The 23,926-nt window shown below is 65.6% G+C and carries 20 protein-coding genes; 10 read left to right on the forward strand and 10 right to left on the reverse strand.

What is annotated here, in order from left to right:
- The first annotated feature begins 58 nt into the window (after positions 1-58).
- Together BraRD5C2_RS03550 and BraRD5C2_RS03555 are read left to right on the forward strand one after the other, a co-directional pair.
- Entirely contained in the window at positions 59-1,060 is a 1,002-nt protein-coding gene (locus BraRD5C2_RS03550; protein ID WP_092123761.1) for an SPFH domain-containing protein, read from the forward strand.
- 41 nt (positions 1,061-1,101) lie between these two features.
- Complete coding sequence (locus BraRD5C2_RS03555) at positions 1,102-1,548, forward strand: NfeD family protein (protein WP_223966872.1); 447 nt, start codon at positions 1,102-1,104, stop codon at positions 1,546-1,548.
- A 209-nt stretch (positions 1,549-1,757) separates the two neighbouring features.
- Here BraRD5C2_RS03555 and BraRD5C2_RS03560 read toward each other — a convergent pair whose 3' ends face one another.
- Entirely contained in the window at positions 1,758-2,093 is a 336-nt protein-coding gene (locus BraRD5C2_RS03560) for a winged helix-turn-helix transcriptional regulator (RefSeq protein WP_223966873.1), read from the reverse strand.
- A 104-nt stretch (positions 2,094-2,197) separates the two neighbouring features.
- Here BraRD5C2_RS03560 and BraRD5C2_RS03565 point away from each other — a divergent pair, with 104 nt between their 5' ends.
- Positions 2,198-2,737 (forward strand): carboxymuconolactone decarboxylase family protein, encoded by a 540-nt coding sequence (locus BraRD5C2_RS03565; protein WP_223966874.1) that lies wholly within the window; start codon positions 2,198-2,200, stop codon positions 2,735-2,737.
- A 103-nt stretch (positions 2,738-2,840) separates the two neighbouring features.
- On the opposite strand, the gene BraRD5C2_RS03570 is transcribed toward BraRD5C2_RS03565, so the two are convergent.
- Positions 2,841-3,851, reverse strand: a complete 1,011-nt coding sequence (locus tag BraRD5C2_RS03570) for a KpsF/GutQ family sugar-phosphate isomerase (RefSeq protein ID WP_223966875.1) — start codon at positions 3,849-3,851, stop codon at positions 2,841-2,843.
- A gap of 147 nt (positions 3,852-3,998) precedes the next feature.
- On the opposite strand from BraRD5C2_RS03570, the gene BraRD5C2_RS03575 reads away from it, so the two are divergent.
- Together BraRD5C2_RS03575 and BraRD5C2_RS03580 are read left to right on the forward strand one after the other, a co-directional pair.
- Positions 3,999-5,789 carry an outer membrane beta-barrel protein gene (locus BraRD5C2_RS03575; RefSeq protein WP_374707954.1) on the forward strand — a complete coding sequence of 597 codons (1,791 nt, stop codon included), beginning with the start codon at positions 3,999-4,001 and terminating at the stop codon, positions 5,787-5,789.
- Between the two features lie 106 nt (positions 5,790-5,895).
- Positions 5,896-6,222, forward strand: a complete 327-nt coding sequence (locus BraRD5C2_RS03580; protein WP_223966877.1) for a DUF2147 domain-containing protein — start codon at positions 5,896-5,898, stop codon at positions 6,220-6,222.
- Positions 6,223-6,435: 213 nt separating this feature from the next.
- Here the strand turns inward: BraRD5C2_RS03580 and BraRD5C2_RS03585 are convergent, their stop codons facing one another.
- The gene (locus BraRD5C2_RS03585; RefSeq protein WP_223966878.1) at positions 6,436-7,893 is read right to left on the reverse strand and encodes a glutamate synthase subunit beta; all 1,458 of its coding nucleotides are present in this window, start codon (positions 7,891-7,893) and stop codon (positions 6,436-6,438) included.
- Positions 7,894-8,030: 137 nt separating this feature from the next.
- Positions 8,031-12,794: a glutamate synthase large subunit gene (gltB, locus tag BraRD5C2_RS03590; RefSeq protein WP_223966880.1), complete on the reverse strand. Its 4,764-nt coding sequence runs from the start codon at positions 12,792-12,794 to the stop codon at positions 8,031-8,033.
- Positions 12,795-13,265: 471 nt separating this feature from the next.
- Between gltB and BraRD5C2_RS03595 the strand changes: the two genes are divergently transcribed.
- On the forward strand, positions 13,266-14,057 hold the full coding sequence (locus BraRD5C2_RS03595) for a hypothetical protein (RefSeq protein WP_223966882.1): 792 nt from the start codon (positions 13,266-13,268) through the stop codon (positions 14,055-14,057).
- 98 nt (positions 14,058-14,155) lie between these two features.
- Here the strand turns inward: BraRD5C2_RS03595 and BraRD5C2_RS03600 are convergent, their stop codons facing one another.
- Entirely contained in the window at positions 14,156-14,632 is a 477-nt protein-coding gene (locus BraRD5C2_RS03600; RefSeq protein WP_223966884.1) for an Hsp20 family protein, read from the reverse strand.
- A gap of 220 nt (positions 14,633-14,852) precedes the next feature.
- On the opposite strand from BraRD5C2_RS03600, the gene BraRD5C2_RS03605 reads away from it, so the two are divergent.
- The gene (locus BraRD5C2_RS03605) at positions 14,853-15,800 is read left to right on the forward strand and encodes an alpha/beta fold hydrolase (RefSeq protein ID WP_223966886.1); all 948 of its coding nucleotides are present in this window, start codon (positions 14,853-14,855) and stop codon (positions 15,798-15,800) included.
- 26 nt (positions 15,801-15,826) lie between these two features.
- Here BraRD5C2_RS03605 and BraRD5C2_RS03610 read toward each other — a convergent pair whose 3' ends face one another.
- Both BraRD5C2_RS03610 and BraRD5C2_RS03615 read right to left on the reverse strand, forming a co-directional pair.
- The gene (locus tag BraRD5C2_RS03610; protein WP_223966888.1) at positions 15,827-16,486 is read right to left on the reverse strand and encodes a hypothetical protein; all 660 of its coding nucleotides are present in this window, start codon (positions 16,484-16,486) and stop codon (positions 15,827-15,829) included.
- 60 nt (positions 16,487-16,546) lie between these two features.
- Entirely contained in the window at positions 16,547-18,346 is a 1,800-nt protein-coding gene (locus BraRD5C2_RS03615; RefSeq protein ID WP_223966890.1) for an adenylate/guanylate cyclase domain-containing protein, read from the reverse strand.
- A gap of 240 nt (positions 18,347-18,586) precedes the next feature.
- On the opposite strand from BraRD5C2_RS03615, the gene BraRD5C2_RS03620 reads away from it, so the two are divergent.
- Positions 18,587-19,222 (forward strand): LysE family translocator, encoded by a 636-nt coding sequence (locus BraRD5C2_RS03620; protein WP_223966892.1) that lies wholly within the window; start codon positions 18,587-18,589, stop codon positions 19,220-19,222.
- A gap of 57 nt (positions 19,223-19,279) precedes the next feature.
- Here the strand turns inward: BraRD5C2_RS03620 and BraRD5C2_RS03625 are convergent, their stop codons facing one another.
- Positions 19,280-20,032, reverse strand: coding sequence for a sulfite exporter TauE/SafE family protein (locus BraRD5C2_RS03625; RefSeq protein ID WP_223966894.1), 753 nt, complete (start codon positions 20,030-20,032; stop codon positions 19,280-19,282).
- A gap of 91 nt (positions 20,033-20,123) precedes the next feature.
- Here BraRD5C2_RS03625 and BraRD5C2_RS03630 point away from each other — a divergent pair, with 91 nt between their 5' ends.
- Together BraRD5C2_RS03630 and BraRD5C2_RS03635 are read left to right on the forward strand one after the other, a co-directional pair.
- On the forward strand, positions 20,124-21,017 hold the full coding sequence (locus BraRD5C2_RS03630; protein WP_176529113.1) for a LysR family transcriptional regulator: 894 nt from the start codon (positions 20,124-20,126) through the stop codon (positions 21,015-21,017).
- 19 nt (positions 21,018-21,036) lie between these two features.
- Positions 21,037-21,684, forward strand: a complete 648-nt coding sequence (locus BraRD5C2_RS03635; RefSeq protein ID WP_223966896.1) for a glutathione S-transferase family protein — start codon at positions 21,037-21,039, stop codon at positions 21,682-21,684.
- 102 nt (positions 21,685-21,786) lie between these two features.
- On the opposite strand, the gene BraRD5C2_RS03640 is transcribed toward BraRD5C2_RS03635, so the two are convergent.
- Positions 21,787-22,755, reverse strand: coding sequence for a Bug family tripartite tricarboxylate transporter substrate binding protein (locus BraRD5C2_RS03640; RefSeq protein ID WP_223966897.1), 969 nt, complete (start codon positions 22,753-22,755; stop codon positions 21,787-21,789).
- Positions 22,756-22,842: 87 nt separating this feature from the next.
- A complete protein-coding gene (gene hisN / locus BraRD5C2_RS03645; protein WP_097671783.1) occupies positions 22,843-23,622 on the reverse strand; it encodes a histidinol-phosphatase in 780 nt (259 codons plus the stop codon).
- Between the last annotated feature and the right edge of the window lie 304 nt (positions 23,623-23,926).

The raw sequence follows: 23,926 nt of genomic DNA on the forward strand, positions 1-23,926 counted from the left end.
AATGCACGACCGTGCCTGGCGACGGTCTCGCGGGTCTCGCGGTGCCTTGGAGGACTTCATGACTGGCTTCGACATTTTCGCGATCGCGCTTGTTCTTCTCGTCATCGTCACGCTGTTCGCCGGGATCAAGACCGTCCCGCAGGGTTATGACTGGACCATCGAGCGGTTCGGCAAATACACCCGCACGCTGTCGCCGGGCCTCAATCTGATCGTGCCCTACTTCGATCGCATCGGGCGCAAGATGAACATGATGGAGCAGGTGATCAACATCCCCGAGCAGGAGGTGATCACCAAGGACAACGCCACCGTGACGGTGGACGGCGTCGCGTTCTTCCAGGTGTTCGATGCCGCGAAGGCGAGCTACGAGGTCGCCAATCTCAACCAGGCGATCATCGTGCTGACCATGACCAACATCCGCTCGGTGATGGGCTCTATGGATCTCGACCAGGTGCTGTCGCATCGCGACGAGATCAACGAGCGGCTGCTGCGCGTGGTCGACGCGGCGGTGTCGCCCTGGGGCCTCAAGGTCAACCGCATCGAGATCAAGGACATCGTGCCGCCGGCCGACCTCGTCGAGGCGATGGGCCGGCAGATGAAGGCCGAGCGCGTCAAGCGCGCCGACATCCTGCAGGCGGAAGGCCAGCGGCAGTCCGAGATCCTGCGCGCCGAGGGCGCCAAGCAGGGCCAGATCCTGCAGGCGGAAGGCCGCAAGGAGGCTGCATTCCGCGACGCCGAGGCGCGCGAGCGCTCCGCCGAAGCCGAGGCGAGAGCCACCCAGATGGTCAGCGATGCCATCGCCAAGGGCGACGTCGCCGCGCTGAACTATTTCATCGCCGACAAATACATCAAGGCGTTCGGGCAGTTGGCTGATTCGCCGAACCAGAAAGTGCTGATGCTGCCGATCGAGGCGACCAGCATCCTCGGCTCGCTCGCCGGCATTGGCGAGATCGCCAAGGCAACGTTCGGCGAGAGTGCCGCATCCGCAGCGGCTGCCGCACGGCGCGGCTCGGTGCCGTCGGCAGGTCCGACGCCGCCACCGCCGGTGCCGCCGCAGCGGTAAGGGCGTGACGGCGTCACGCCTGCAATGTGAGAGGTCACGTCATGGCCGAGATGTTTTCGACACTGGGTACCTGGAACTGGCTGATCTTCGGCTTCATCCTGATGGCGCTGGAGCTCGCAGCGCCCGGCGTCTTCCTGTTCTGGCTCGGGCTCGCGGCGCTGCTGGTCGGGCTGCTGTCGTTCGTGTTCACGCCGTCCTGGCAGACGCAGCTGCTGATGTTCGCGGTGTTCGCAGCGCTCGCGGTGCCGGCGTGGCGGCATTTTGCCAGGGGCGCGACCGAGGCGAGCAAGACCAATCCGTTCCTCAACCGCCGCAACGAAGCCCTGGTCGGCCGCGAATTCACGCTGGAGAAGCCGATCATCGATGGCGCAGGCACTGTGCGGATCGACGACACGGTCTGGCGCGTCGCCGGCCCCGATGCGCCGGCCGGCAGCCGGGTGAAGGTGGTCCGCGCCGACGGTGCGAGCCTCACGGTGGCGGCGGTCTAAGGCGCGATGATTTCTTAGTTGAGGCAGCCGGCCGCAGACTCGTTTCGCCTCTCCCGCTTGCGGGGGAGGCCGACGCGCGCAGCGCGGCGGGTGGGGGCTCTCTCCACGATGGGATTTGCGGCGAAACCCCCACCCCAGCCCTCCCCCGCAAGCGGGAGAGGGAGCACAGCGTCTTTGCGGTTGCCAGTTCAACCTGACTTCATCACGGCCTAGCTGCCGCCCCGCTTGCTCCAGCGCTCGGCGAAGCGACTGAGTGGGGTGAAGGTCGCAAACAGCTCCCGGCCGAGCCCGGTGAGGCCGTAACCATCATCCGTCAGCTCGACGAACCCGGCCTCGCGCAACTCGGTCAATCGCGTCTGCAGGATGGTCGGTGACGCCTCGTCGCAGGCGGTGCGCAACGCGCGCGAGGTCAGTGCGCCCTCGCGCAGCTCCCAGACGATGCGCAAGGTCCAGCGCCGCCCCAACAGATCGAGCAGCGCCATGATCGGGCGGCCGGTCCGCGAGCCGCGGACGCCGGGTTTTGTCGCTGGAACCTGCTTCGCCATGTCGCGAATCCCTCTTGAATCTGGCTTGCGCAAATCTTTCTTGCGTCGGTCGCTACAGATATTGTAGCGTGTCGCTACAGTAAATGTAGCAACGAGATCGGCCTATGTCACGCATCGCACCGCTCGATCCGCCCTATGCGGCGGATGTTCAACAGCATTTCGACCGCATCATGCGCGGCAAGCCGCCGCTGGTGCTGTTCCGCATGATGGCGGGGCACCCGCGCGCCTGGGAGAAGTTTCGCGGCGGCAGCCTGCTCGACCGCGGGCCGCTGCCGTTGCGGGAGCGCGAGATCGTGATCGACCGCACCTGCGCGCTCAACGCCTGCGAATATGAATGGGGCGTGCATGTCACGGCGTTCGGCGCCGCCGCCGGGTTGTCGGAGCAGCAGATCCACGCCACCGTGCGTGGTGCGGCCGATGCCGGCTGCTGGTCGCCGGCCGAACAGGTCTTGATCGCCGCGGTCGATGCGCTGCATGCGCGCGCGACGCTGGATGACGCGGAATTCGCCGCGCTGTCGGCGCATTATGATGACGATCAGGTGCTGGAGATCATCCTGCTGTGCGGCTTCTACCGCACGGTCTCCTACCTCGCCAACGCGCTGGCGCTGCCGCTGGAGGCGACCGCGGCAAGATTTCCGAGGTAACCGCCGTCATTGCGAGGAGCGAAGCGACGAAGCAATCCATGCCTCCGCAAACGGAGAGATGGATTGCTTCGCTTCGCTCGCAATGACGGAGAGAAGCGTGGCCCTACGCCACGCCGGCGCGCAGCAGATCGTGCAGATGGATGATGCCGACCGGCTTCTTCGCATCCGTCACGATCAGCGTCGTGATCTTCGAGGCGTTGAGCAGCTCCAGCGCCTCGCCGGCCAGCGTGTCGCGGCTGATCGTCTTCGGGGTCCTGGTCATGACCTCGTCGACCAATAGCGTCAAAAGGTCGGGGCGCGTCAGCTGCCGGCGCAGATCGCCGTCGGTGACGATGCCGGCGAGATGGCCGTGGCGGTCGACGATGCCGACGCAGCCAAAGCCCTTCGAGGTCATCTCGACCAGCGCGTCCGACATCCTGGTGCCGAGCGGCTTCAGCGGCAGCGCGTCGCCGCTATGCATCAGGTCGCGGGCATATTTCAGCAGCGCGCCGAGCTTGCCGCCCGGATGCAGCACGCTGAAATCGGTCGAGGTGAAGCCGCGGCCTTCGAGCAGCGCGATCGCCAGCGCATCGCCGAGCGCCAGCATCATCAGCGAGGAGGTGGTCGGCGCCAGATTGTGCGGGCAGGCCTCGCGGGCCTTCGGCAGCGTCAGCTGCACGTCGGCGGCCTTGCTCAGCGTCGAGTCCTTGTCGGCAGTCATCGCGATCAGCGGAATGCTGAAGCGCGCGGCATAGGCGATCAGATTGCGCATCTCCGGCTGCTCGCCGGACCATGACAGCGCCAGGATCGCGTCGTCGGCGGTGATCATGCCGAGATCGCCGTGGCTGGCTTCGGCGGTGTGCACGAAGAACGCCGGCGTGCCTGTGGAGGCGAAGGTCGCGGCGATCTTGCGGCCGATATGGCCCGACTTGCCGAGCCCGGTGACGATCAGCCGCCCCTTGGCCTTGCGGATCAGCTCGGCCGCCGCCGTGAACGCCGCGCCGAGGTCGGACTTGAGTGCCGCAGAGAGCGCAGCGACGCCGCTTGCTTCGGCATCGAGGGTGCGGAGCGCCGACTGAATGGCGCCGTCATCGGGGCCGGATGATTTGGTCATCAGCGGTTTCGGTTTGGCCATTTCGTATTCCAGGGGAGGGGTTTTGCACCCGGGCGTCTCCCTTAGCACGTTCGATTCCGCGATGCGACGCGCGGCGGCGGATCCTCAACGGCTCATTAACCATAATTGTTTTAACTCCATTAACGACGTTTTTCGCCGCCCGGCGGGATGCGTACGTCAAGTGCATGGATTCGTTGGAGTATTTCCATCGTGTGGCGGCGGCCAGCAAGCGGCCCAAATCGGCGTGGACACTTCGTTCGCGTGGTTTTGCTATGCCTTTTGCTGACTTTTTCGCTGACCGCGATGACCGGGCTCGCCATCGCCCAGACCGTGACGCCGGATCTGTTCAGCCCGAACCGGCAGAGCCAGGTGATCACTCAGGATTCGCCGCTGCGCCGGACCACGGCCGATGCCACGGATCCGCTCAACGGCTTGCGGCTGCCCGACGCCGATCCCGGCCGGCGTGCCTCGTCGTCGTCGACATCAACCACGGACCGTGTCGGACAGGTCCCGACCTACGGACTCCCTGCCGCGAATGGCGCCGCGACATCAGGCTATGACTCGCTCAATCGGAAGCGCCTGAAGCCGAAGTATTATCCGGGCCAGGCCAAGCCGAAGCCGCCGCCGGGACCCGGCTCGCCGGTGCCGACGCCACAGCCGTTGACCGCGGCCGGGCAGCTGCGGCTGTCGATCCCGCCGTCGGAGACCGCCAGCAAGCCGCCGCTGCCGCCGGCGATGGCCGGCACCATCGTCGGCCAGCCGGCGCGCAGGCGGCTCAAGCTCGACGACGATCCGTTCGGCGCGGTCGGCGATTACGCCGGCTCGTTCATGGTCAAGACCGCGGTCGAGGTGATGGCGGGCTACGACACCAATCCGGGCCGATTGAATTCGCCGCAAGGCAAGGCGTTCTACATGGTCGCGCCGGAATTCGTCGCGATGTCGGACTGGGAGCGCCACGCCGTCGTCGCCGATCTGCGCGGCTCCTTCACCGGCTACGGCTCCCAGCTCACGCCGATCGACGGTACGCCGCTGTCGGCGCCGCTCGATGTCGACCGTCCGAACTTCACCGGGCATATCGACGGCCGCCTCGATGTGTCGAGGGACACGCATCTGACGGGACAGGCCCGCATGCTGGTCTCGACCGACAATCCCGGCAGCCCGAACGTGCAGGCCGGCCTCGCCAAATATCCGATCTACACCACGGTCGGCGGCACCTTCGGCATCGACCAGAATTTCAACCGCATGCAGGTCTCGCTTGGCGGCACCGTCGACCGCACCGATTACCAATGGTCGAAGCTGACCGACGGCACCTCGTCGTCGAACGACGACCGCAACTTCACCCAATATGGCGGTGTCGGCCGCGTCAGCTATGAGCTCAATCCGGCCGTGAAGCCGTTCGTGGAAGTGGAGGGCGACAGCCGCTTCCATGATCTCTATCTCGACCGCGCCGGTTACGCGCGCAATTCGTCGGGCGGTTACGCCAAGGTCGGCACGTCGTTCGAATTCACGCGGATTCTGTTCGGCGAAATCTCGATCGGCTATGCTAGGCGCGACTATGTCGACCCGCGGCTTAGCCCGCTTGAGGGCCTGCTGACCACCGCCTCGCTGACCTGGAATGCGACGCCGCTGACCACGGCCAAATTCTACTCCGACACCCAGCTCGGCGAGACCACGCTGCCCGGCACCTCGGGCGTGCTGTCGCGCACCTACACCGTCGAGGTCGATCACGACTTCCGCCGCTGGCTGACCGCGATCGGCAAGTTCACCTACGGCACGCTCGACTACCAGGGCGACAACCGCAACGACACCATCTACTCGGTGTCCGCCGACCTGATCTACAAGATGACCCGCAGCCTCTGGATCAAGGGCACGGTGCGCCGCGACTGGCTGGATTCGAATTTGGCGGGACAGAGCTCGTCGTCGACGGTGGTGATGCTGGGCGTGCGGGTGCAGAACTAGAGGGCCTCGCTGCTTCACGTGCGCCCTCTGGCACTTTGGCGGAGTTCGTCCAGAATGGCCGGACGACGAGAATGACGCTTTCAATCCATCGCGAGGAACGACGACTATGCGCAAACTTTCCCTGGCTGCCGCAGCACTGGTCATCGCCGCCGGCGCCGCTCATGCCGATTCGATCGACGGCGCCTGGATTACCGCGCGCGGCGATACGGCCGTGATCTCCGGCGGCACGATCACGCTAAAGACCGGCAAGTTTGCCGGCAAGACCATCGGTTCGATGAAACCCGCAGGTGACGGAACTTATGCCGGCACGATCACAGATCCGCAGGACGACAAGACCTATTCAGGCACAGCCAAGCTTGCCGGGTCCTCGCTGGAACTGACCGGTTGCGCGATGAGCGTGTTCTGCCGGACGCAGACCTGGAAGAAGAAATAGGACGAGCCGTCCCGTTGCCCTAACGACGCAAGCTTCTAACTGGGCGCTGAGTTCAAGTACCGAGCCCGAAGTGGTCGATTGGGTCCGCGAGCCGCCGGGTGTGCCGCGGTTCCTGCGCTCCAGCTCTGACGTCTCTGGAATACTGGATCGCCCGCTTTCGCGGGCGATGACAGCTGAATTGCTGAGATGCAGTTCGACGTGTCTGCCGAGCGACTACCCCGGCAGATCGGTCTTCCCCATCAGGAAGCTGTCGATCGAGCGTGCGCACTGGCGGCCTTCGCGGATCGCCCAGACCACGAGCGACTGGCCACGGCGCATGTCGCCGGCGGAGAAGATTTTCGCGCGCGAGGTCTGGTAGTCGTGCAGGGAGGCGCGGACGTTGCCGCGCTGGTCGAGCTCGACGCCGAGCGTCTTGAGCAGGCCCTCGTGCACCGGATGCACGAAGCCCATTGCCAGCAGCACGAGCTCGGCGTCGAGCGTGAACTCGGTGCCGGGCAGCGGCTTGAACTTGTCGTCGACCTTGACGCAATGCAGCTTGGTGACCTTGCCGTCCTTGCCCTCGAACTTCGTCGTCAGCACCGCGTATTCGCGCACCGCGCCTTCGGCCTGGCTCGACGAGGTCCGCATCTTCAGCGGCCAGTTCGGCCAGGTCACGCCCTTGTTCTCGTGCTCGGGCGGCGCCGCCATGATCTCGAGCTGGGTCACCGACTTCGCGCCCTGCCGGAACGAGGTGCCGATGCAATCCGATCCGGTGTCGCCGCCGCCGATCACGACGACATGCTTGCCGCCGGCCAGGATGTCGGCGGTGTCGTTCAGCGGCTCGCCGGAGACGCGGCGGTTCTGCTGCGGCAGGAAGTCCATCGCGAAGTGGATGCCGGCGAGATCGCGGCCGGGGATCGGCAGGTCGCGCGGGGCTTCCGCGCCGCCGGTCAGCGCCACCGCGTCATACTGCTTGGCGAGCTCCTGCGGATCGATCGCACCGGGCGTCGAGCCGCCCACGGCCTTGCCGTAGTGGAAGGTGACGCCTTCGGCTTCCATCTGCGCCACGCGGCGGTCGATGACGTCCTTCTCCATCTTGAAGTCGGGAATGCCGTAGCGCAGCAGGCCGCCGGCCTTGGCAAACTTCTCGTAGACATGCACCTCGTGGCCGGCGCGCGCGAGCTGCTGCGCGGCGGCCATGCCGGCGGGGCCGGAGCCGATCACGGCGACCTTCTTGCCGGTCTTCTGCGCTGCGATCTCCGGCTTCAGCCAGCCATTGTCCCAGGCGCGGTCGACGATCGCGCATTCGATAGTCTTGATGGTGACCGGGTTGTCGTCGATGTTGAGCGTGCAGGACGCCTCGCACGGCGCCGGGCAGATGCGGCCGGTGAACTCGGGGAAATTGTTGGTCGAGTGCAGGTTGCGCGAGGCCTCTTCCCAGTTGCCCTGATAGACGAGGTCGTTGAAATCGGGGATCTGGTTGTTGACCGGACAGCCCGGCGTGCCCGGCGCGGTCGAGCCGGTGCCGTGGCAATAGGGGATGCCGCAATTCATGCAGCGCGCGGCCTGGTCGCGCGTATCCTTCTCACTCAGCGGAATCACGAACTCGTTGAAGTTCTTGAGCCGATCGGCGACCGGCTCGTACTTGCGGTCATGCCGCTCGATCTCGAGAAAACCTGTAATCTTACCCATTGAAACCCGATGCCCCTGCATCTCAGTTGTCCGTCATTCCGGGCTGCGCCGCGAGACGCAGACCCGGAGGTCTCGAAGTGGTCTGGCGAGATTCCGGGCACGCGCTGATGCGCGCCCCGGAATGACGCCCGGTGATACTACGCGCCGATCGCGATCTTCGGCTCGGCGTCGGCGTTGGCTTTCATTTCCTTCAGCGCGCGGCGGTACTCCACCGGCATCACCTTGCGGAATTTCGGCAGCCAGCTCTTCCAGTCGGCGAGGATCTCGGCCGCCTTCTTCGAGCCGGTCAGCTTGGCGTGACGCGTGATCAGGACATGCAGCCGCTCCACGTCGGAGTCGAGCAGGTTCTGGAACACGTCGACCCGGCCATGCGCCTCGAGATCGCCGGAGTGGTGATAGGTGTCGGCGTTGATCATCTCTTCCGACAGCACCGGCTCCAGCTCGACCATCGAAAGATTGCAGAGCTTGCTGAAGTCGCCGCTCTCGTCCAGCACATAGGCGATGCCGCCGGACATGCCGGCCGCGAAGTTGCGTCCGGTCTTGCCGAGCACCACCACGATGCCGCCGGTCATGTATTCGCAGCAATGATCGCCGGCGCCTTCGACGACCGCGACCGCGCCGGAGTTGCGCACCGCGAAGCGCTCGCCGGCGATGCCGCGGAAGTAGCACTCGCCCGCGATCGCGCCGTACATCACGGTGTTGCCGACGATGATCGATTCCTCCGGCACGATCCCGGAGTTCTTCGGCGGCTTGACGATGATGCAGCCGCCCGAAAGGCCCTTGCCGACATAGTCGTTGCCTTCACCTTCGAGCTCGAAGGTGACGCCCTTGGCGAGCCAGGCGCCGAACGCCTGTCCCGCCGTGCCCTTCAGGCCGACGTGGATGGTGTCGAGCGGCAGGCCGGCATGGCCGTAGATCTTGGCCACCGCGCCCGACAGCATCGCGCCGGCGGAACGGTCGGTGTTGTTGATCTCTTCCTCGATCTTGACCGGCGCACCGCGATCGAGCGCGGCTTGCGCCTGCTCGATCAGCCGGCGGTCGAGCACGGCTTCCAGATGGTGGTTCTGGCCTTCCGAGTGATAGATCGTCTGGCCCTTCTCCTCCTTCTGCCGCACGAACAGCTTGGAGAAATCGAGGCCCTTGGCCTTCCAGTGCGAGACCAGCGCGGTCTGGTCCAGCATCTGGACCTGCCCGACCATCTCGTCGAACGACTTGTAGCCGAGCTGCGCCATGATCTCGCGCACTTCCTCGGCGACGAAGAAGAAGTAGTTGATGACGTGCTCGGGCTGGCCGGTGAAGCGCTTGCGCAGCACCGGATCCTGGGTCGCAACGCCGACCGGGCAGGTGTTGAGGTGGCACTTGCGCATCATGATGCAGCCCGCCGCGATCAGTGGCGCGGTGGCGAAGCCGAACTCGTCGGCCCCGAGCAGCGCGCCGATCACGACGTCACGGCCGGTGCGGAAGCCGCCGTCGACCTGGACCGCGATGCGGCTGCGCAGCCGCTGGCGCACCAGCGTCTGATGGGTTTCGGCAAGACCGATCTCCCACGGCGAGCCGGCATGCTTGATCGAGGTCAGGGGCGAGGCACCGGTGCCGCCCTCGAAGCCCGCGATGGTGACATGGTCGGCGCGTGCCTTGGCGACGCCGGCGGCAACCGTGCCGACGCCGACCTCGGACACCAGCTTGACCGAGACCTGGCCGTCCGGATTGACGTTCTTGAGGTCGTAGATCAGTTGGGCGAGGTCTTCGATCGAGTAGATGTCGTGATGCGGCGGCGGCGAGATCAGGCCGACGCCCGGCGTCGAATGCCGGACGCGCGCGATCGTCGCGTCGACCTTGTGGCCGGGCAACTGGCCGCCTTCGCCGGGCTTGGCGCCCTGCGCCATCTTGATCTGCATCATGTCGGAGTTGACGAGGTATTCCGTCGTCACGCCGAACCGGCCCGAGGCGACCTGCTTGATCGCCGAGCGCATCGAGTCGCCGTTGGGCAGCGGCTTGAAGCGGTCGGATTCCTCGCCGCCTTCGCCGGTGTTCGACTTGCCACCGATCCGGTTCATCGCGATTGCGAGCGTGGTGTGCGCCTCGCGCGAGATCGAGCCGAATGACATCGCGCCGGTCGAGAAGCGCTTGACGATGTCCTTGGCCGGCTCGACGTCCTCGAGCTTGACCGGCTTGCGCTTGTCGTCCTCGGCGCTCTTGATCCGGAACAGGCCGCGCAGCGTCAACAGACGCTCCGACTGCTCGTTGAGGATCTTGGCGAACGCCCGGTAGCGCTCCAGCGAGTTGCCGCGCACGGCATGCTGCAAGGTCGAGACCGATTCCGCGGTCCAGGCATGGTCCTCGCCGCGGGTGCGGTAGGCATATTCGCCGCCGACATCGAGCGCGCTCTTGTAGATCTGGCCGTCACCGAACGCGTCGGTGTGGCGCCGCACGGTCTCCTCGGCAATCTCGCCGAGGCCGACACCCTCGATCCTGGTGTGGGTGCCGGCGAAATACTTGGCGACGAAGTCTGCCTTGAGGCCGACCGCGTCGAAGATCTGCGCGCCGCAATAGGACTGGTAGGTCGAGATGCCCATCTTGGACATCACCTTGAGCAGGCCCTTGCCGATCGACTTGATGTAGCGCTTGACGATTTCGTAGTCGTCGAGCGCGCCGGGCAGCCGGTCCTTCATCGCGAGGATGGTCTCGAACGCGAGATAGGGGTTGATCGCTTCGGCGCCGTAGCCGGCGAGACAGGCGAAGTGATGCACTTCGCGCGGCTCACCGGATTCCACGACGAGGCCCACTGAAGTACGCAGGCCGGTGCGGATCAGATGATGATGCACGGCGGCGCAGGCCAAAAGCGACGGGATCGGAATCCGGTCGGTGCCAGTCATGCGGTCCGACAGGATGATGATGTTGATGCCCTCGCGCACGGCGCCCTCGGCGCGCGCACAGAGCTCGTCGAGCACCTGCTCCATGCCCGCCGCGCCGAAGCCGGCGTGGAAGGTGGTGTCGAGCGTGCGCGACTTGAAGTGGGTCTCGGGAACGTCGGAGATCGAGCGGATCTTCTCGAGGTCGGCATCGGTCAGGATCGGCTGCCGCACTTCGAGGCGTTGGGTCGAGGCGACGCCCTGCAGGTCGAACAGGTTCGGCCGCGGCCCGATGATCGAGACGAGGCTCATCACGATCTCTTCGCGGATCGGGTCGATCGGCGGGTTGGTGACCTGCGCGAAGTTCTGCTTGAAGTAGGTGAACAGCTGCTTCGGCTTGTCCGACAGCGCCGAGATCGGCGTGTCGTTGCCCATCGAGCCGGCCGCTTCCTCACCGGTGGCCGCCATCGGCGTCATCAGGATCGTGATGTCTTCCTGGCTGTAGCCGAACGCCTGCTGGCGATCGAGCAGCGGCAAATTGGAGCGCACGCCCTTGGCCGACGCATCCGGCAGCTCCTCGAGCTGGATCTGCGTGCGGTGCAGCCAGTCATTGTAGGGATGGCTCTTGGCGAGGTCGGCCTTGATCTCGTCGTCGGGAATCAGGCGGCCCTGCTCGAGGTCGACGAGCAGCATCTTGCCGGGCTGCAGCCGCCACTTGGTGACGATCTGGTCCTCCGGAATCTTCAGCACGCCCATTTCGGACGCCATCACGATGCGGTCGTCCTTGGTGACGAGATAGCGCGCCGGGCGCAGGCCGTTGCGGTCGAGCGTCGCGCCGATCTTGCGGCCGTCGGTGAAGGCGATCGCGGCCGGGCCGTCCCACGGCTCCATCAGCGCGGCGTGATATTCGTAGAAGGCGCGGCGCTGCTCATCCATCAGGGGATTGCCGGCCCACGCTTCCGGAATCATCATCATCACGGCATGCGGCAGCGAGTAGCCGCCCTGCACCAGAAATTCGAGCGCGTTGTCGAAGCAGGCGGTGTCGCTCTGGCCTTCATAGGAGATCGGCCACAGACGGCTGATGTCCTTGCCGTAGAGCTCCGAATGCACGGAGGCCTGCCGCGCCGCCATCCAGTTGACGTTGCCGCGCAGCGTGTTGATTTCGCCGTTATGGGCGATCATCCGGTAGGGATGCGCCAGCGACCAGGTCGGGAAGGTGTTGGTCGAGAAGCGTTGATGCACCAGCGCCAGCGCGCTGTCGAAATCCGCTTCATGCAGGTCGGGATAGTACTTGCCGAGCTGGTCGGCGAGGAACATGCCCTTGTAGATCACGGTGCGGCACGACAGCGAGCACGGATAATAGCCCGCCATGCCGCGGTCGCGGCGCTGGTAGATCGCCTGCGAGATCGACTTGCGCAGGATGTAGAGCCGGCGCTCGAAATCGTCCTCGGTCTTGACCGCATTGTTGCGGCCGATGAAGACCTGCATGTGATAGGGCTCGGTCGGCTTCACCGTCACGCCGAGCGAGGAATTGTCACTGGGCACGTCGCGCCAGCCGAGCAGCTTGAAGCCCTCGTTCTTGATCTCGTCGGCGATGATGCTCTTGATCACGTTCCGCCACGCGGCATCGCGCGGCATGAACAGCGCGCCGATGGCGTATTCGCCGGGCTTCGGCAGCTTGAAGCCGAGCTCCGCGGTCTTGCGCGCGAAGAAGGCGTGCGGGATCTGCACCAGGATGCCGGCGCCGTCACCGGCGCGCGGGTCGGCGCCGACGGCGCCGCGATGCTCGAGGTTGCACAGGATGCTCAGCGCGTCGGAGACGATCTGATGCGACTTCTGGCCCTTGATGTTGGCGATGAAGCCGACGCCGCAGGAGTCCTTCTCCAGGCTCAGGTCGTATAGGCCTTCGGCCTGTGGACGCCAAGTGTGAAGCTCGGGGGTGTGCGGTCCATAGGACGCATCATGCGCGGCATCGGCGGCTTTCGAGTCCGCGGTCGCCGACAGCATGCCTGTCACGATGGTTTCGCGCTCGAATTCCGACCCGCTCATGTGTCCTCTCCCTTTCGTAAGGGGCCTCACCGTATTTGGCGCACCTTGGACGTTGCGGCACCCACCGGGCCACCGCTCGTCCGCCGCGAGCCGCATTTTCCTAAATTCAGGCGACGGGCGTTTCAACGTCCCCTGAGGGACGGCCCTGCCTGCAGCATTCTCGGAGCCCGGGGCGCCGAGTTTTCGTTGCAATCCCTATGCCGGAATGGCCTCGAAATTGAGACAGCTTTGCTGTCCTAACCTCGACCTTGCCAAATTTTTGTCTATCACACAAGCGCGAGGAAGTCCTCGCCCGCATGCTTGGATCGGACAGCTCGGCGGGTGCCCGGGCGCCGCTGATTCGAAGCAAACACGCCGTGATCTGGCCCAAGGAGGGACCAAGGACCGCCGGAATTCAAACCGAAATTTCGCCCGGCAAGCCGGCAAGAGAGCGGGAAGCTCCTCAAGGCGGGCCAGACAGGAGTTACGGCGATGAAGTTGTTCACAGGTTCGGTTGCAGCCGCCGCACTCGCGCTCAGCGCAGCCTCGGCCCAGGCGCAGCTGGTGACATCAGTCCGGATCGGCAGCCCGGCTCTGGTCAGGGTATCCGACATGGACGGGCCCTACGCCGCCATGCCCGAGGTTCCGCCGCCGCCGCGCTTCGGCCGCGTCCCGAGCCTGTTGCCGCCGGTCGAGGTCTATACCGTGCTGCGCGAGAACGGCTATCTGCCGCTCGGTGCGCCCCAGCAGCGGGGCTTCGTCTACACCATCTCGGTGATTGACCAGGGCGGCGACGACGGCCGGCTGGTGATCGACGCCCGCGACGGGCACATCGTCCGCTTCACCCCGGCCTACCGGCTCGGCGACAATTTCGAAGAGGAGATGAGCGCGACCTACGGCCCGGTCGGCCCGATGCCCCGGGCGATCCAGGCCCGGGTGCCGCGGCCGCCGGCCCCGATCCCGCATGTCGCCAGCCGCGTGCCGGTGCCGAAGCGGAGCCCGCTTGCGGCCAAGGCCCAGGTTCCCGCCACTCCGGCTCCCGCATCTGCGGCCCAGGCGGCCGTCCCGCCGACCGCTGCGCCACAGCCTGCACCGGCCCAGGCAGCCGCACCCGCGCCAACCGAGCAGGCTGCGGCGGCGCCCAAGCCGGCGGAGACCCAGGCGGCGGCGCCGCAGGCCGTTAGGCAAGCCCAGGTCCCGACCGTCGGTCAGGCCGCTTTGCCGCCGCCGGCGCCCGCGATCCTGCCGACCCAGCAAATGCCGAAGGTGCAGGGGCTGGAGTAATTGGCTCCATCCGGGCTACGAAGCCGCCAACAAAAACGCCCCGGTTTCCCGGGGCGTTTTCGCGTGCAGCCAATATCTGCCGACGCGGGATCTGTCGCTTAGGCCGCGACCTTGCTGGCCGAGCCGTCAACCACCTGCGGGGCCTTGTCGCCGCTGCCGATCGGAATGCTGCGGGGCTTCTTGGCCTCGGGAATCTCGCGAACGAGATCGACGTGGAGCAGGCCGTTCTCGAGCGAAGCGTTCTTCACCTGCACGAAGTCGGCAAGCTGGAAAACGCGCTCGAAGGCGCGGGAGGCGATGCCGCGATAGAGCACTTCGGCCGTGTTGCCAGAGTTCTCGTTGGCGGTTTTCTCGCCCTTGATCGTCAGCGTGTTCTCCTTCGCGACGATCGAAAGCTCGGCCTGCGAGAAGCCGGAGACCGCAACGCTGATCCGGTAAGCATTCTCGCCGGTGCGCTCGATGTTGTAGGGGGGATAGCCGGGGCTGCCGTCCGAGGTCACCTGATCGAGCAGGCTGAAGAGGCGGTCGAAGCCGACGGTGGAACGATAGAACGGAGTGAGGTCGTAGCTACGCATAGGGTAGTCCTCCAATGAGCGACTGTTTCAGTTACCCGCCCGCCATCGGGCCGGGCTTAGATGTGTGCAGCCTCATGTTCCGGTTCCGAAACACTGGTAGCGGCCTGCACCGAGGTGATATGGGAGGGGTCACGTCGCGTTCAAGAGGCGGAAACCGCGCAGCTTTTTTCGGCGCCCGCGTGCTTGATCTCCACCCTGTCCCACCACTTCGGTCTCCTGCATGACGCTCGTCTCGATCCCCGCCAACCCGGTTCCGGACGACGTTGTCAGTGGCACCATCAAGACACCTGACGGGGCCGAGCTGCGCTTCGCGCGCTGGGCGCCGCCGCCCGGCCGCAAGGGCACGGTCTGCGTGTTCGGCGGGCGCGGCGAGATGATCGAGAAATACTTCGAGACGGTGCGCGACCTGCGCGACCGCGGCTTTGCGGTGGCGATGATCGACTGGCGCGGGCAGGGCCACTCGTCGCGGCGGCTGCGCGATCCGCGCAAGGGCTATGTGCGCGACTTCGCCGACTATGAGGTCGATGTCGAGGCTTTCGTGCAGCAGGTGGTGCTGCCGGATTGCCCACCGCCCTATTTCGCGTTGGCGCATTCGATGGGCGGCGCTGTCCTGCTGCGGATCGCGCATGCCGGCAAGCGCTGGTTCGACCGCATGGTGCTGTCGGCGCCGATGATCGACCTGCCGCGCCGCCGCGTCTCGTTCTTTCCGAGCGCGCTGCTCAGGATCATGCGGCTGACCGGGCAGGGCGGCAACTACGTTCCGGGCGGTAACGATGAGCTGGTCGGCCTCGCGCCCTTCATCGGCAATCCCGTCACCAGCGACCCGGTGCGCCACGCCCGCAATGCGGCGATCCTGGAAGAAGACCCGACGCTCGGCATCGCGGCGCCGACGGTCGCCTGGGCCGACACCGCGTTCACCGCGATGCGCACCTTCCGCGGCATGTCGTATCCGACCGAAATCCGCCAGCCGATCCTGATGCTGGCGGCGAGCAATGATGAGGTGGTGTCAACGGCGGCGATCGAGGAATTCGCCTACCATTTGCGCGCCGGCTCGCATCTGGTGATCGCCGGCTCCAAGCACGAGATCCTGCAGGAGCAGGATCGCTACCGCGGGCAATTCTGGGCGGCGTTCGACGCCTTCGTGCCGGGCACGCCACTGTTCAAGTGAACCATCTATGGTGTGGAGCTCGCGGCTCAGCCGTTGAGCAGCGCGACGATCCGGTCGGGAAAGCGCTTTTCCACGAACAAGGTCCTGACCTCGGCGACGCTGAGATAGCGGTCCTGGCCTTCGCCCCTGCCCATGATGTCGAGCAGCACCGGCCACTCGCCAAGCATCAGCAGCGGATAGTAGCAGTGCAGGATCGCGTAGGACGGAGGATGCTCGTCCTTGGCGCGCTGGAAGTTCGCCGCCATGAAATTCTTGATCTCGGAGGCCGACAGCCCGCGTTCGACGCTGCCGTCGGGGGCCTTGTGGTCCGTGCCGAAGGTCGCGAGCCGCGCGATCTCGTCCTCATGCACGACGGCATGCTGATCGAGGATGCGCGAGCCGGCGCCGTGCTTGTCGAGCGGGCCGTTGCGCAATTCGTCGAGGATAGCGCCCTGCAACAGGCTGCGCACCTGGCTGAAGGGGCCGACGCCGTTGGCCATCTGCGCGACCATGAAGATCTTGGCGCCGGCGCTGAGCGCCGGAAGGCCGGTCTTGCCGGTGGCGCGGTCGATGGTTTCGGTCAGCTTCGGCAGCGGCACGATATGGCCGCCGATATAGTCGCCGGCAACCAGCGCACGCAGGAACGGGCACGGATTGTCAGGGGAAACCTGCGGGGCGGGTGCCGCGCTTGCAGCCGTATCGGACATCAAACCACATCCTGAAAAGCTTCAGCTTAAAAAGCATCCGTTACCGGTGGATGAATTCGCTCAGGAATCAGCGGCGAATTTCGAGTTGGATGCAACCAGAGCGAGTTTGCCGAAGGGGAGGCCGGCTTTCAAGAGGCCATCGCGATAGAGCGCGATATCGGCCGGGTTCTTCCAGTGGAAATTGCGCAGGTGACGCTCGACCGTGAGGTCGGGATGGTTGGCGAGCAGCGCTTCGGCCGCCTGCGCGGCTTCGTCGGCGCGGCCGAGCTGGGCGAGTGCCGCGGCGCGCACCGCAAGACCCTGCAGGTGGTTCGGGTTGAGATAGAGCGTTTCGCGCGACCATGACAGCGATGCGTCGTATTGTCCGAGCAGGTAATGGCTGAACGCGTTCAATGCGCCCCATTGGTAGCGCGGGTCGCTGTTGCCGCGCTGGACCGCGGTCGAGAACAGATCGACCGCCTTGCGATGATCGCCGATCACCATGTGGCAGATGCCGAGCACGCCGCGGGCGCCCATGTCGTAGGGGTTGAGCTCGATCGCCCGCTTGATGGCGTCCATCGCGGCTTCATAGTGGCCCTGCATCGCATGCAGATAGGCCAGCAGCGAAAATGCGAACGAGGAGCGCGGGTCGAGCCGGACGCTGCTCTCGGCCAGGCTGACTGACGAGGCCCACAATTCGCGCGTGCTCGGAATCCAGCCGAACTGCACGCTCTGGATCTGGATAAGCGCGAGATAGGCGCGCGCGATCGACAGCGCGGGGTCGAGCTCGATCGCCTCCTTGAACAGCGCGATCGCGGTTTCGCAATCGTCCTTGGTCTGGTGATAGTAGTGCGAAAGACCCTTCAGGAAGCGGTCCCACGCAGTCAGCTCGGCGTTCGGCGAGCGCGCCGGCGCCGAGGCCTCGGCACGGTAGATCTCCTGGGCCACCGCGGCGGAGAGGTTCGCGGTGATCTCGTCCTGCATTGCGAACAGGTCGCCCATGTCGCGGTCGTAGCGGCCGGTCCACAGCTGCTCGCCCTTCTCGGGCGCGATCAGCTCGGCGGAGACGCGGATCTTGTTGCCGGCGCGGCGCACCGAGCCCTGGATCAGATAGGTCGCGTCGATCTCGCGCGCGATCAGGCGGGTCGAGACGCTCTTGCCTTTGTAGGCGAAGGTCGAGTTGCGGCTCAGCACGCGGTAGAAGGATTGCAGCGACAGCGCGTGGATCAGATCCTCGGTCAGGCCGTCGGAAAAATATTCGTCTGCGCCGCCGCTCAGATTATCGAACGGCAGCACGCCGACGATCGCGGTCCGGTATTGCCCCGGCAGATGCGGGCCGTCGTCGGGAACCTGCTCCTGCTTGTCGGAGCCCGCCGGCGCCCAGGTCCAGACATGGACCGGCTCGGTGATGTTCTTGAAGCGGTGCGGGCCGGCATCGACCAGGCTGACGGCAAGTCGCCGCCCTGACTCGGTGCGGGCCTTGTCCGACACCGCAATGCCGCCCGGCACGGCGACGGTCTCGAGGCGGACCGCGATGTTGACGTCGTCGCCGAACACCTCGTCCTCGTCGGCCATGACGTCGCCCATGTGGACGCCCATCCGGAAGTGCATGGCGCGTTCGGCCGGCAGATGTTCGTTGCGCTCGGCCATCAGGGTCTGCATCGCGACGGCAGCCTCGATAGCGCCGATGATGCTCGGAAATTCCAGCAGGAAGCCGTCGCCGGTGTTTTTGACGATTCGGCCGCCATGGTTGAGGATGATCGGGTAGATCGCGCTGCGATGCGCCTTGAACGAGGCATGCGTCCCCGCCTCGTCGACACCCATCATGCGGGAATAGCCGGCGATATCAGCGCAAAGAATGGCAGCGAGCCTTCTTTCCATGTCTCCTGTGCCCTGGAATTGGCCACTTAGCCGAGGTGACCGAATCCGATACTTACAAGACAGGCCGGGTCCGGCGGAAGCGCGGTTTACGGGCACCTATAATGCATAGTAGCAGGAATTGGCATGCGACCAACGGATCGTACAGTCCGTTTCTCTACTGAATTCGTGTGTCGCTGCGATGGCGCAGGTTGGCTGACCGTCCTTTCAGGGTCGTTACTTACGTAGGTTAACGTGGCCGAGATGCTGGGAATTCACGAGCTTTGGCTGTTCGTCCTGTCCGGGTTGCTGCTCAACGTCACGCCAGGGCCGGATACCGCTTATATCATAGGGCGCACGATTCAGCACGGTTGGCGTGGCGGAGCCGCTGCGGCGATCGGTATCAGCTGCGGCTGCCTGGTCCACGTGCTGGGCGCGGCGATCGGGCTGTCGGCGCTGCTGATGGCGTCGTCGACGGCGTTCCTGGCCGTCAAGCTGATCGGCGCGGCCTATCTGGTGCTGACCGGCCTGCAGATGCTGCTGTCGCGCGCCAAACCGATCGCTGACATCGCCGGGCAGGGCGGCGAGGCCTCGATCTCGCGTGTGTTCTGGCAGGGGGCGCTGACCAACATCCTCAACCCCAAGGTGGCGCTGTTCTTCCTTGCATTCCTGCCGCAATTCGTGGCGGCGGACTCAGCCCACAAGACGCTCGCCTTCCTGGTGCTCGGGCTGATCTTCATCGCCGGCGGCACGCTGTGGTGCCTTGGCCTCGCCGCCTTTGCGGCGCGGGCTGCCGGCCGCATCCGGCAATCGACCGGCGTGATCGCCTGGATCAACCGCTCGCTCGGCGCGCTCTTCATCTATCTCGGCGTCCGCGTCGCGATGCTGGAGGCGCGCTAGCCTTCACTTGGGCATGGTCTCATCGGAAAACCGCTTCGCACTTTTCCGGATCATGCTCTAGCCGTGGATCTTGAGCAGCGCGCTGCCGGCCAGATAGATGCCGAGCAGGATCATCGAGATCAGGAACCAGCGGCGGAATACGTCCGGCTGCATCCGGGTGCGGACCGCCTGGCCGATGAACATGCCGATGAATGACGCCACCATCGCGACCGCGCCCGGCAGCGCGGTGGCCGCGGTCAGCAGTCCCGAGGCCGTGAGGTTGAAGGCGAGCGCGATGGTCGCGGTGGTGAAGAAGACGCCGAGCGCCTGCACCAGTTCGTCCCGCTCCATGCCGATCGCCTGCATGAACGGCATCGAGGGAATGACCTGGACGCCGGTTGCCGCCGAGATCAGTCCGGTGATGACGCCAACGATGCCGCCGATCCATTTCTCGTCGCGCCGCCTGACCTTGAAGCTGAACCTGCTCAGGCCGACGATCGCGTAGATCACCAGCAGCGCGCCGAGCACCACGGTGCCGTAGGCTGCGTACGGCCCGGTCAGCAGCCCGGCATTGATCCAGATTCCGACCACGGTGCCGAGCATCAGCGGCCACAGCCGCTTGAGGATGTCGCGCAGATAGGGGCCGACGAAGGTCTGCCAGATATTGGTGACGATCGCCGGCACGATCACGATCGCAATCGCCTGACCCGGCGCCATCGTGGTTGCCAGCAATCCCATCGCGACCGTCGGCAGACCGAGGCCGAGTGTCCCCTTGACGAAGCCGGCGAGCAGGAAGGCGAAAGCGATGAAGATCAGGAGATGGTCGACCATCGCTGCACATTGACCGATCGCGCCGATCGGCACAATCTGGAGGTTACGGAGTTAGCCTTCGGATCACCCGAAGGGCGGGGCGGGAAACGTCATGCGGTTCGACCTGATCGACTTGCAATTGTTCATCGCGGTTTCGGATGCACGTAGCATCACGCAGGGCGCGGCGCGCGCGAACCTTGCGCTAGCCTCGGCCAGCGAGCGGATCAAGGGGCTTGAAGAGGCGCTCGGCGTCGCGCTGCTCAAGCGCGGCCGCCGCGGCGTCGAACTGACGGCGGCGGGCGAGAGCCTGCTCGGTCACGCGCGGATCGTGATGCATAATGTCGAGGCCTTGCAGAGCGATCTCGCCGCCTATGCCAGCGGCGTCCGCGCCAACGTGCTGCTGCTCGCCAACACCTCGGGTCTCTCGGAGCATCTGCCGCGGGCGCTGGCGGCGTTCCTGCACGAACATCCCGATATCAGCGTCGATGTCGAGGAGCGCGAGAGCACCGATATCGCGACCGCGATCGCCAGCGGCGCCGCCGATCTCGGCTTCGCCGCCGAACACGCGCTGCCCGACAGCGTCGAACGCTTCCTGTTCAGCGAGGACCGGCTGATGCTGGTGGCGTCGCGGCGCAGCGATCTCGGCGGCCGCCGCCAGATCGACTTCCAGGAGGTGGTCGGCCGCGATTTCGTCGGCCTCACGGCGACGTCGGCGCTGCAGGTCCATATTTCGAGGCACGCGGCAAAACTTGGTGCGCGGCTGCGCTTCCGCGCCCGCCTGCGCGGCTTCGACGCCATCTGCCAGATGGTCGCCGCCGATGTCGGCATTGCGGTGATCCCGGAAACCGCGGCGCGGCGCTGCGCGGCGGCGATGCCGATCACAACGATAAGAATCCGCGACGCCTGGGCCAACCGCCGGCTGACGATCTGCGCGCGCAGCTTCAAGGCATTGCCGCGCGCGGCCAAGCAGCTGGTGGAGTATCTGCGGGCCGAAGCGCAACGCTGACGAAGCCGAGGAGAGTGCGATGCTCAAGGTCTGGGGACGGCGCAGTTCGTTCAACGTGCAGAAGGTGATGTGGCTGATCGGCGAGCTCGATCTGGCGCACGAGCACATCGATGCCGGCGGCGCGTTCGGCGGGCTCGATGCGCCGGCGTTCCTCGCGATGAACCCGCACGGCCGTGTGCCCGTCGTCCGGGATGACGACGCCACCGTCTGGGAATCCCACGCCATCCTGCGCTACCTCGCCGCGCGCCACGGCAACGGTCGCTTCTGGTCCGACGATCCCGTCATCCGGGCGCGGGTCGATGGCTGGATGGATTGGTCGCAAACCGCGCTGCAGCCGGATTTTCTCGGCGGCGTGTTCTGGGGATTTTTCCGTACGCCGGAGAGCCAGCGCGACTGGGCGGCGATTCACAAGGCGCTCGCCCGTTGCGAGCAGCACTTTGCGAAACTCGAACGGCTCCTCGAAGCCACGCCGTTCCTGCTCGGCGAGACGCTGTCGCTCGCGGACATCACCGCAGGAACTTCGCTCTATCGCTATTTCGGGCTCGAGATCGCCCGCCCGCCGCTGCCGGCGGTCGAGCGCTGGTATCAGCGGCTGCAGCAGCGGCCGCCGTTTCGCAGCCACGTCATGATTCCGTTCGAGGAGCTGCGCGGCCGGCTCGATTACTAGAGCGTTTTCGAGCGAAGTGGATACCGGTTCGCGTGAAGAAAACGCGTCAAACGAGAATCGAGAGCTTCGGTTCTGATTCAATCAGAACCGAAGCTCTCGCTCTTACTTCGCCGCCACCACGCCGGCGTCCTGGATCACCTTCGCCCACCTCTTGATGTCGGCGACGATGAAGTCGCGGAAATGCTCCGGCGTGTCGCCGACCAGTGTCAGGCCTTGCTCGGCGAGCTTTGCCTTCACGCTTGGATCGGCCATCGCGTCGGTCGTGATCTTGTTCAGCCTGGTGACGATCGGCGGCGGCGTGCCGGCGGGGGCGACCATGCCGTACCAGTTCTCGATGATCAGGTCGGGCATGCCGGCCTCCGCCGTGGTCGGTACGTCGGGCGCGGTCGGGGCACGCTCGCGGCCGCCGAGCGCAATCGGTCGCAGCGTGCCCGCCTTGATCTGCGGCAGGATCACCGGCAAGTCGAGGAAGGTCATCTGCACCTGCTGCCCCAGGAGGTCGTTCACCGCCGGCGCCGCGCCGCGATAGGGCACGTGCACGATGTCGATCTTCGCCGTCAGCTTGAACAATTCGCAGGCCAGATGCGGCAGGCTGCCGGGGCCGGAGGATGCGAAGTTGAGCTTGCCCGGCTGTGCCTTGGCGAGCGCGACCAGCTCGCTCATGTTCCTTGCCGGCACGTCGGTGGCGACAACCAGCATCTCCGGCACGGTCGCGACCAGCGTCACCGGCGCGAGATCCTTCAGCGTGTCGTAGGCGACCTTCTCCATGCTCGGGCTGATCGCAAGCGCCCCGGCGCTGGCGATTGCAACCGTGTAGCCGTCGGGTGCGGCCTTCGCGACCGCATCGGTGCCGAGCACGCCGCCCTGGCCGGCGCGGTTGTCGACGATGACCGGCTGCTTCACCAGTTCCGAGATCTTCTGCCCGATCACCCGCGCGATGATGTCGTTCGGTCCGCCGGGCGGGAACGGCACGATCAGGCGGATCGGTTTGGTCGGGAACTGCTGGGCGCTGGCGGTGACGGGCGCGAGAAGCAGGAGAATGGCTGCCAGCAGCCTGCCGCAAATCGTCATGTGCGCCGATCCCTGACTTTTCTCGTTGCCGTCAGGATGGGCGCAGATCAATCGCCCGGCAACTCAAGAAATCAGGCGGAGCTAGGATCAGGCGTTGAGCAGCTTCATCGCGGCTTCGTGCACGCGCGGATCGCCGGCTGCGATGATGCGGCCGCCGCCTTGCGCCGGCTTGCCGTCCCAGGTGGTGACGACGCCGCCGGCGCCGGTGACGATCGGGATCAGCCCGGCAATGTCGTAGGGTTTCAGCTCGGTCTCGACCACGAGGTCGAGATGGCCGGCCGCGAGCATGCAATAGGAGTAGCAGTCGCCGCCGTAGCGCGACAGGCGCGCCGCATGCTCGACGCGGCCGAAGCGGGCGCGGTCATCCGGATTCATCAGCAGCGGGCTCGTGGTGAAGACGGTCGCCTCCTTCAGCGAGGCGCAGCGTCGCACCGAGAGCCGCCGCTCGCCCGACGGCCCGGCGTAATTCGCCGAGCCGTTATCACCGGAGAAGCGCTCGCCGATATAGGGCTGGTGCATCATGCCGAATACCGGCGTACCTTTGTGCAGCAGCGCGATCAGCGTGCCCCAGATCGGAAAGCCGGCGATGAACGACTTCGTGCCGTCGATCGGGTCGAGCACCCAGACATAGTCGGCGTCCTCCCGCTCGTTGCCGAACTCCTCGCCGACGATGCCGTGCTGGGGGAAGTTCGCCTTGATCAGCCGCCGCATCACCGCTTCCGCGGCCCGGTCGGCTTCGGTGACCGGATCGAAGTCGCTCGAGCTCTTGTTGTCGACCGAGAGCGAGGTGCGGAAGAAGGGCAGGATGGTTTCGCCGGATGCGGTCGCGAGGCGGCCGATGAAGGCGGTAAAGTCGATGACCGTCACGGCATGTCCCTGAAATGCGCAAACGACGCGATAGAAACCGGATGCGCTCTTGCCTAGCTCAATCGCAGACGGCGCGCACGATTAACGAAGCGTTATCCCAGCCTGATGACGCGGTTCCGGACTTTCGAGTTGGCTTCGATTCGAAAGTCTCCCTGGCTTCGGGGCGGATCACGAAGTTGCGAGTTCTGGTATACAAGCTATGCGCTGAACGCTGTCCGATCTCGATTTCTCGCGTAAGATATTGATATTCAACATCTTAATTTGGACCTCCGGCCATGTTGCAGTTTCGCCAGACTTACCAACA

The organism is Bradyrhizobium sp. RD5-C2, assembly GCF_019972155.1.
GTDB lineage: Bacteria > Pseudomonadota > Alphaproteobacteria > Rhizobiales > Xanthobacteraceae > Bradyrhizobium.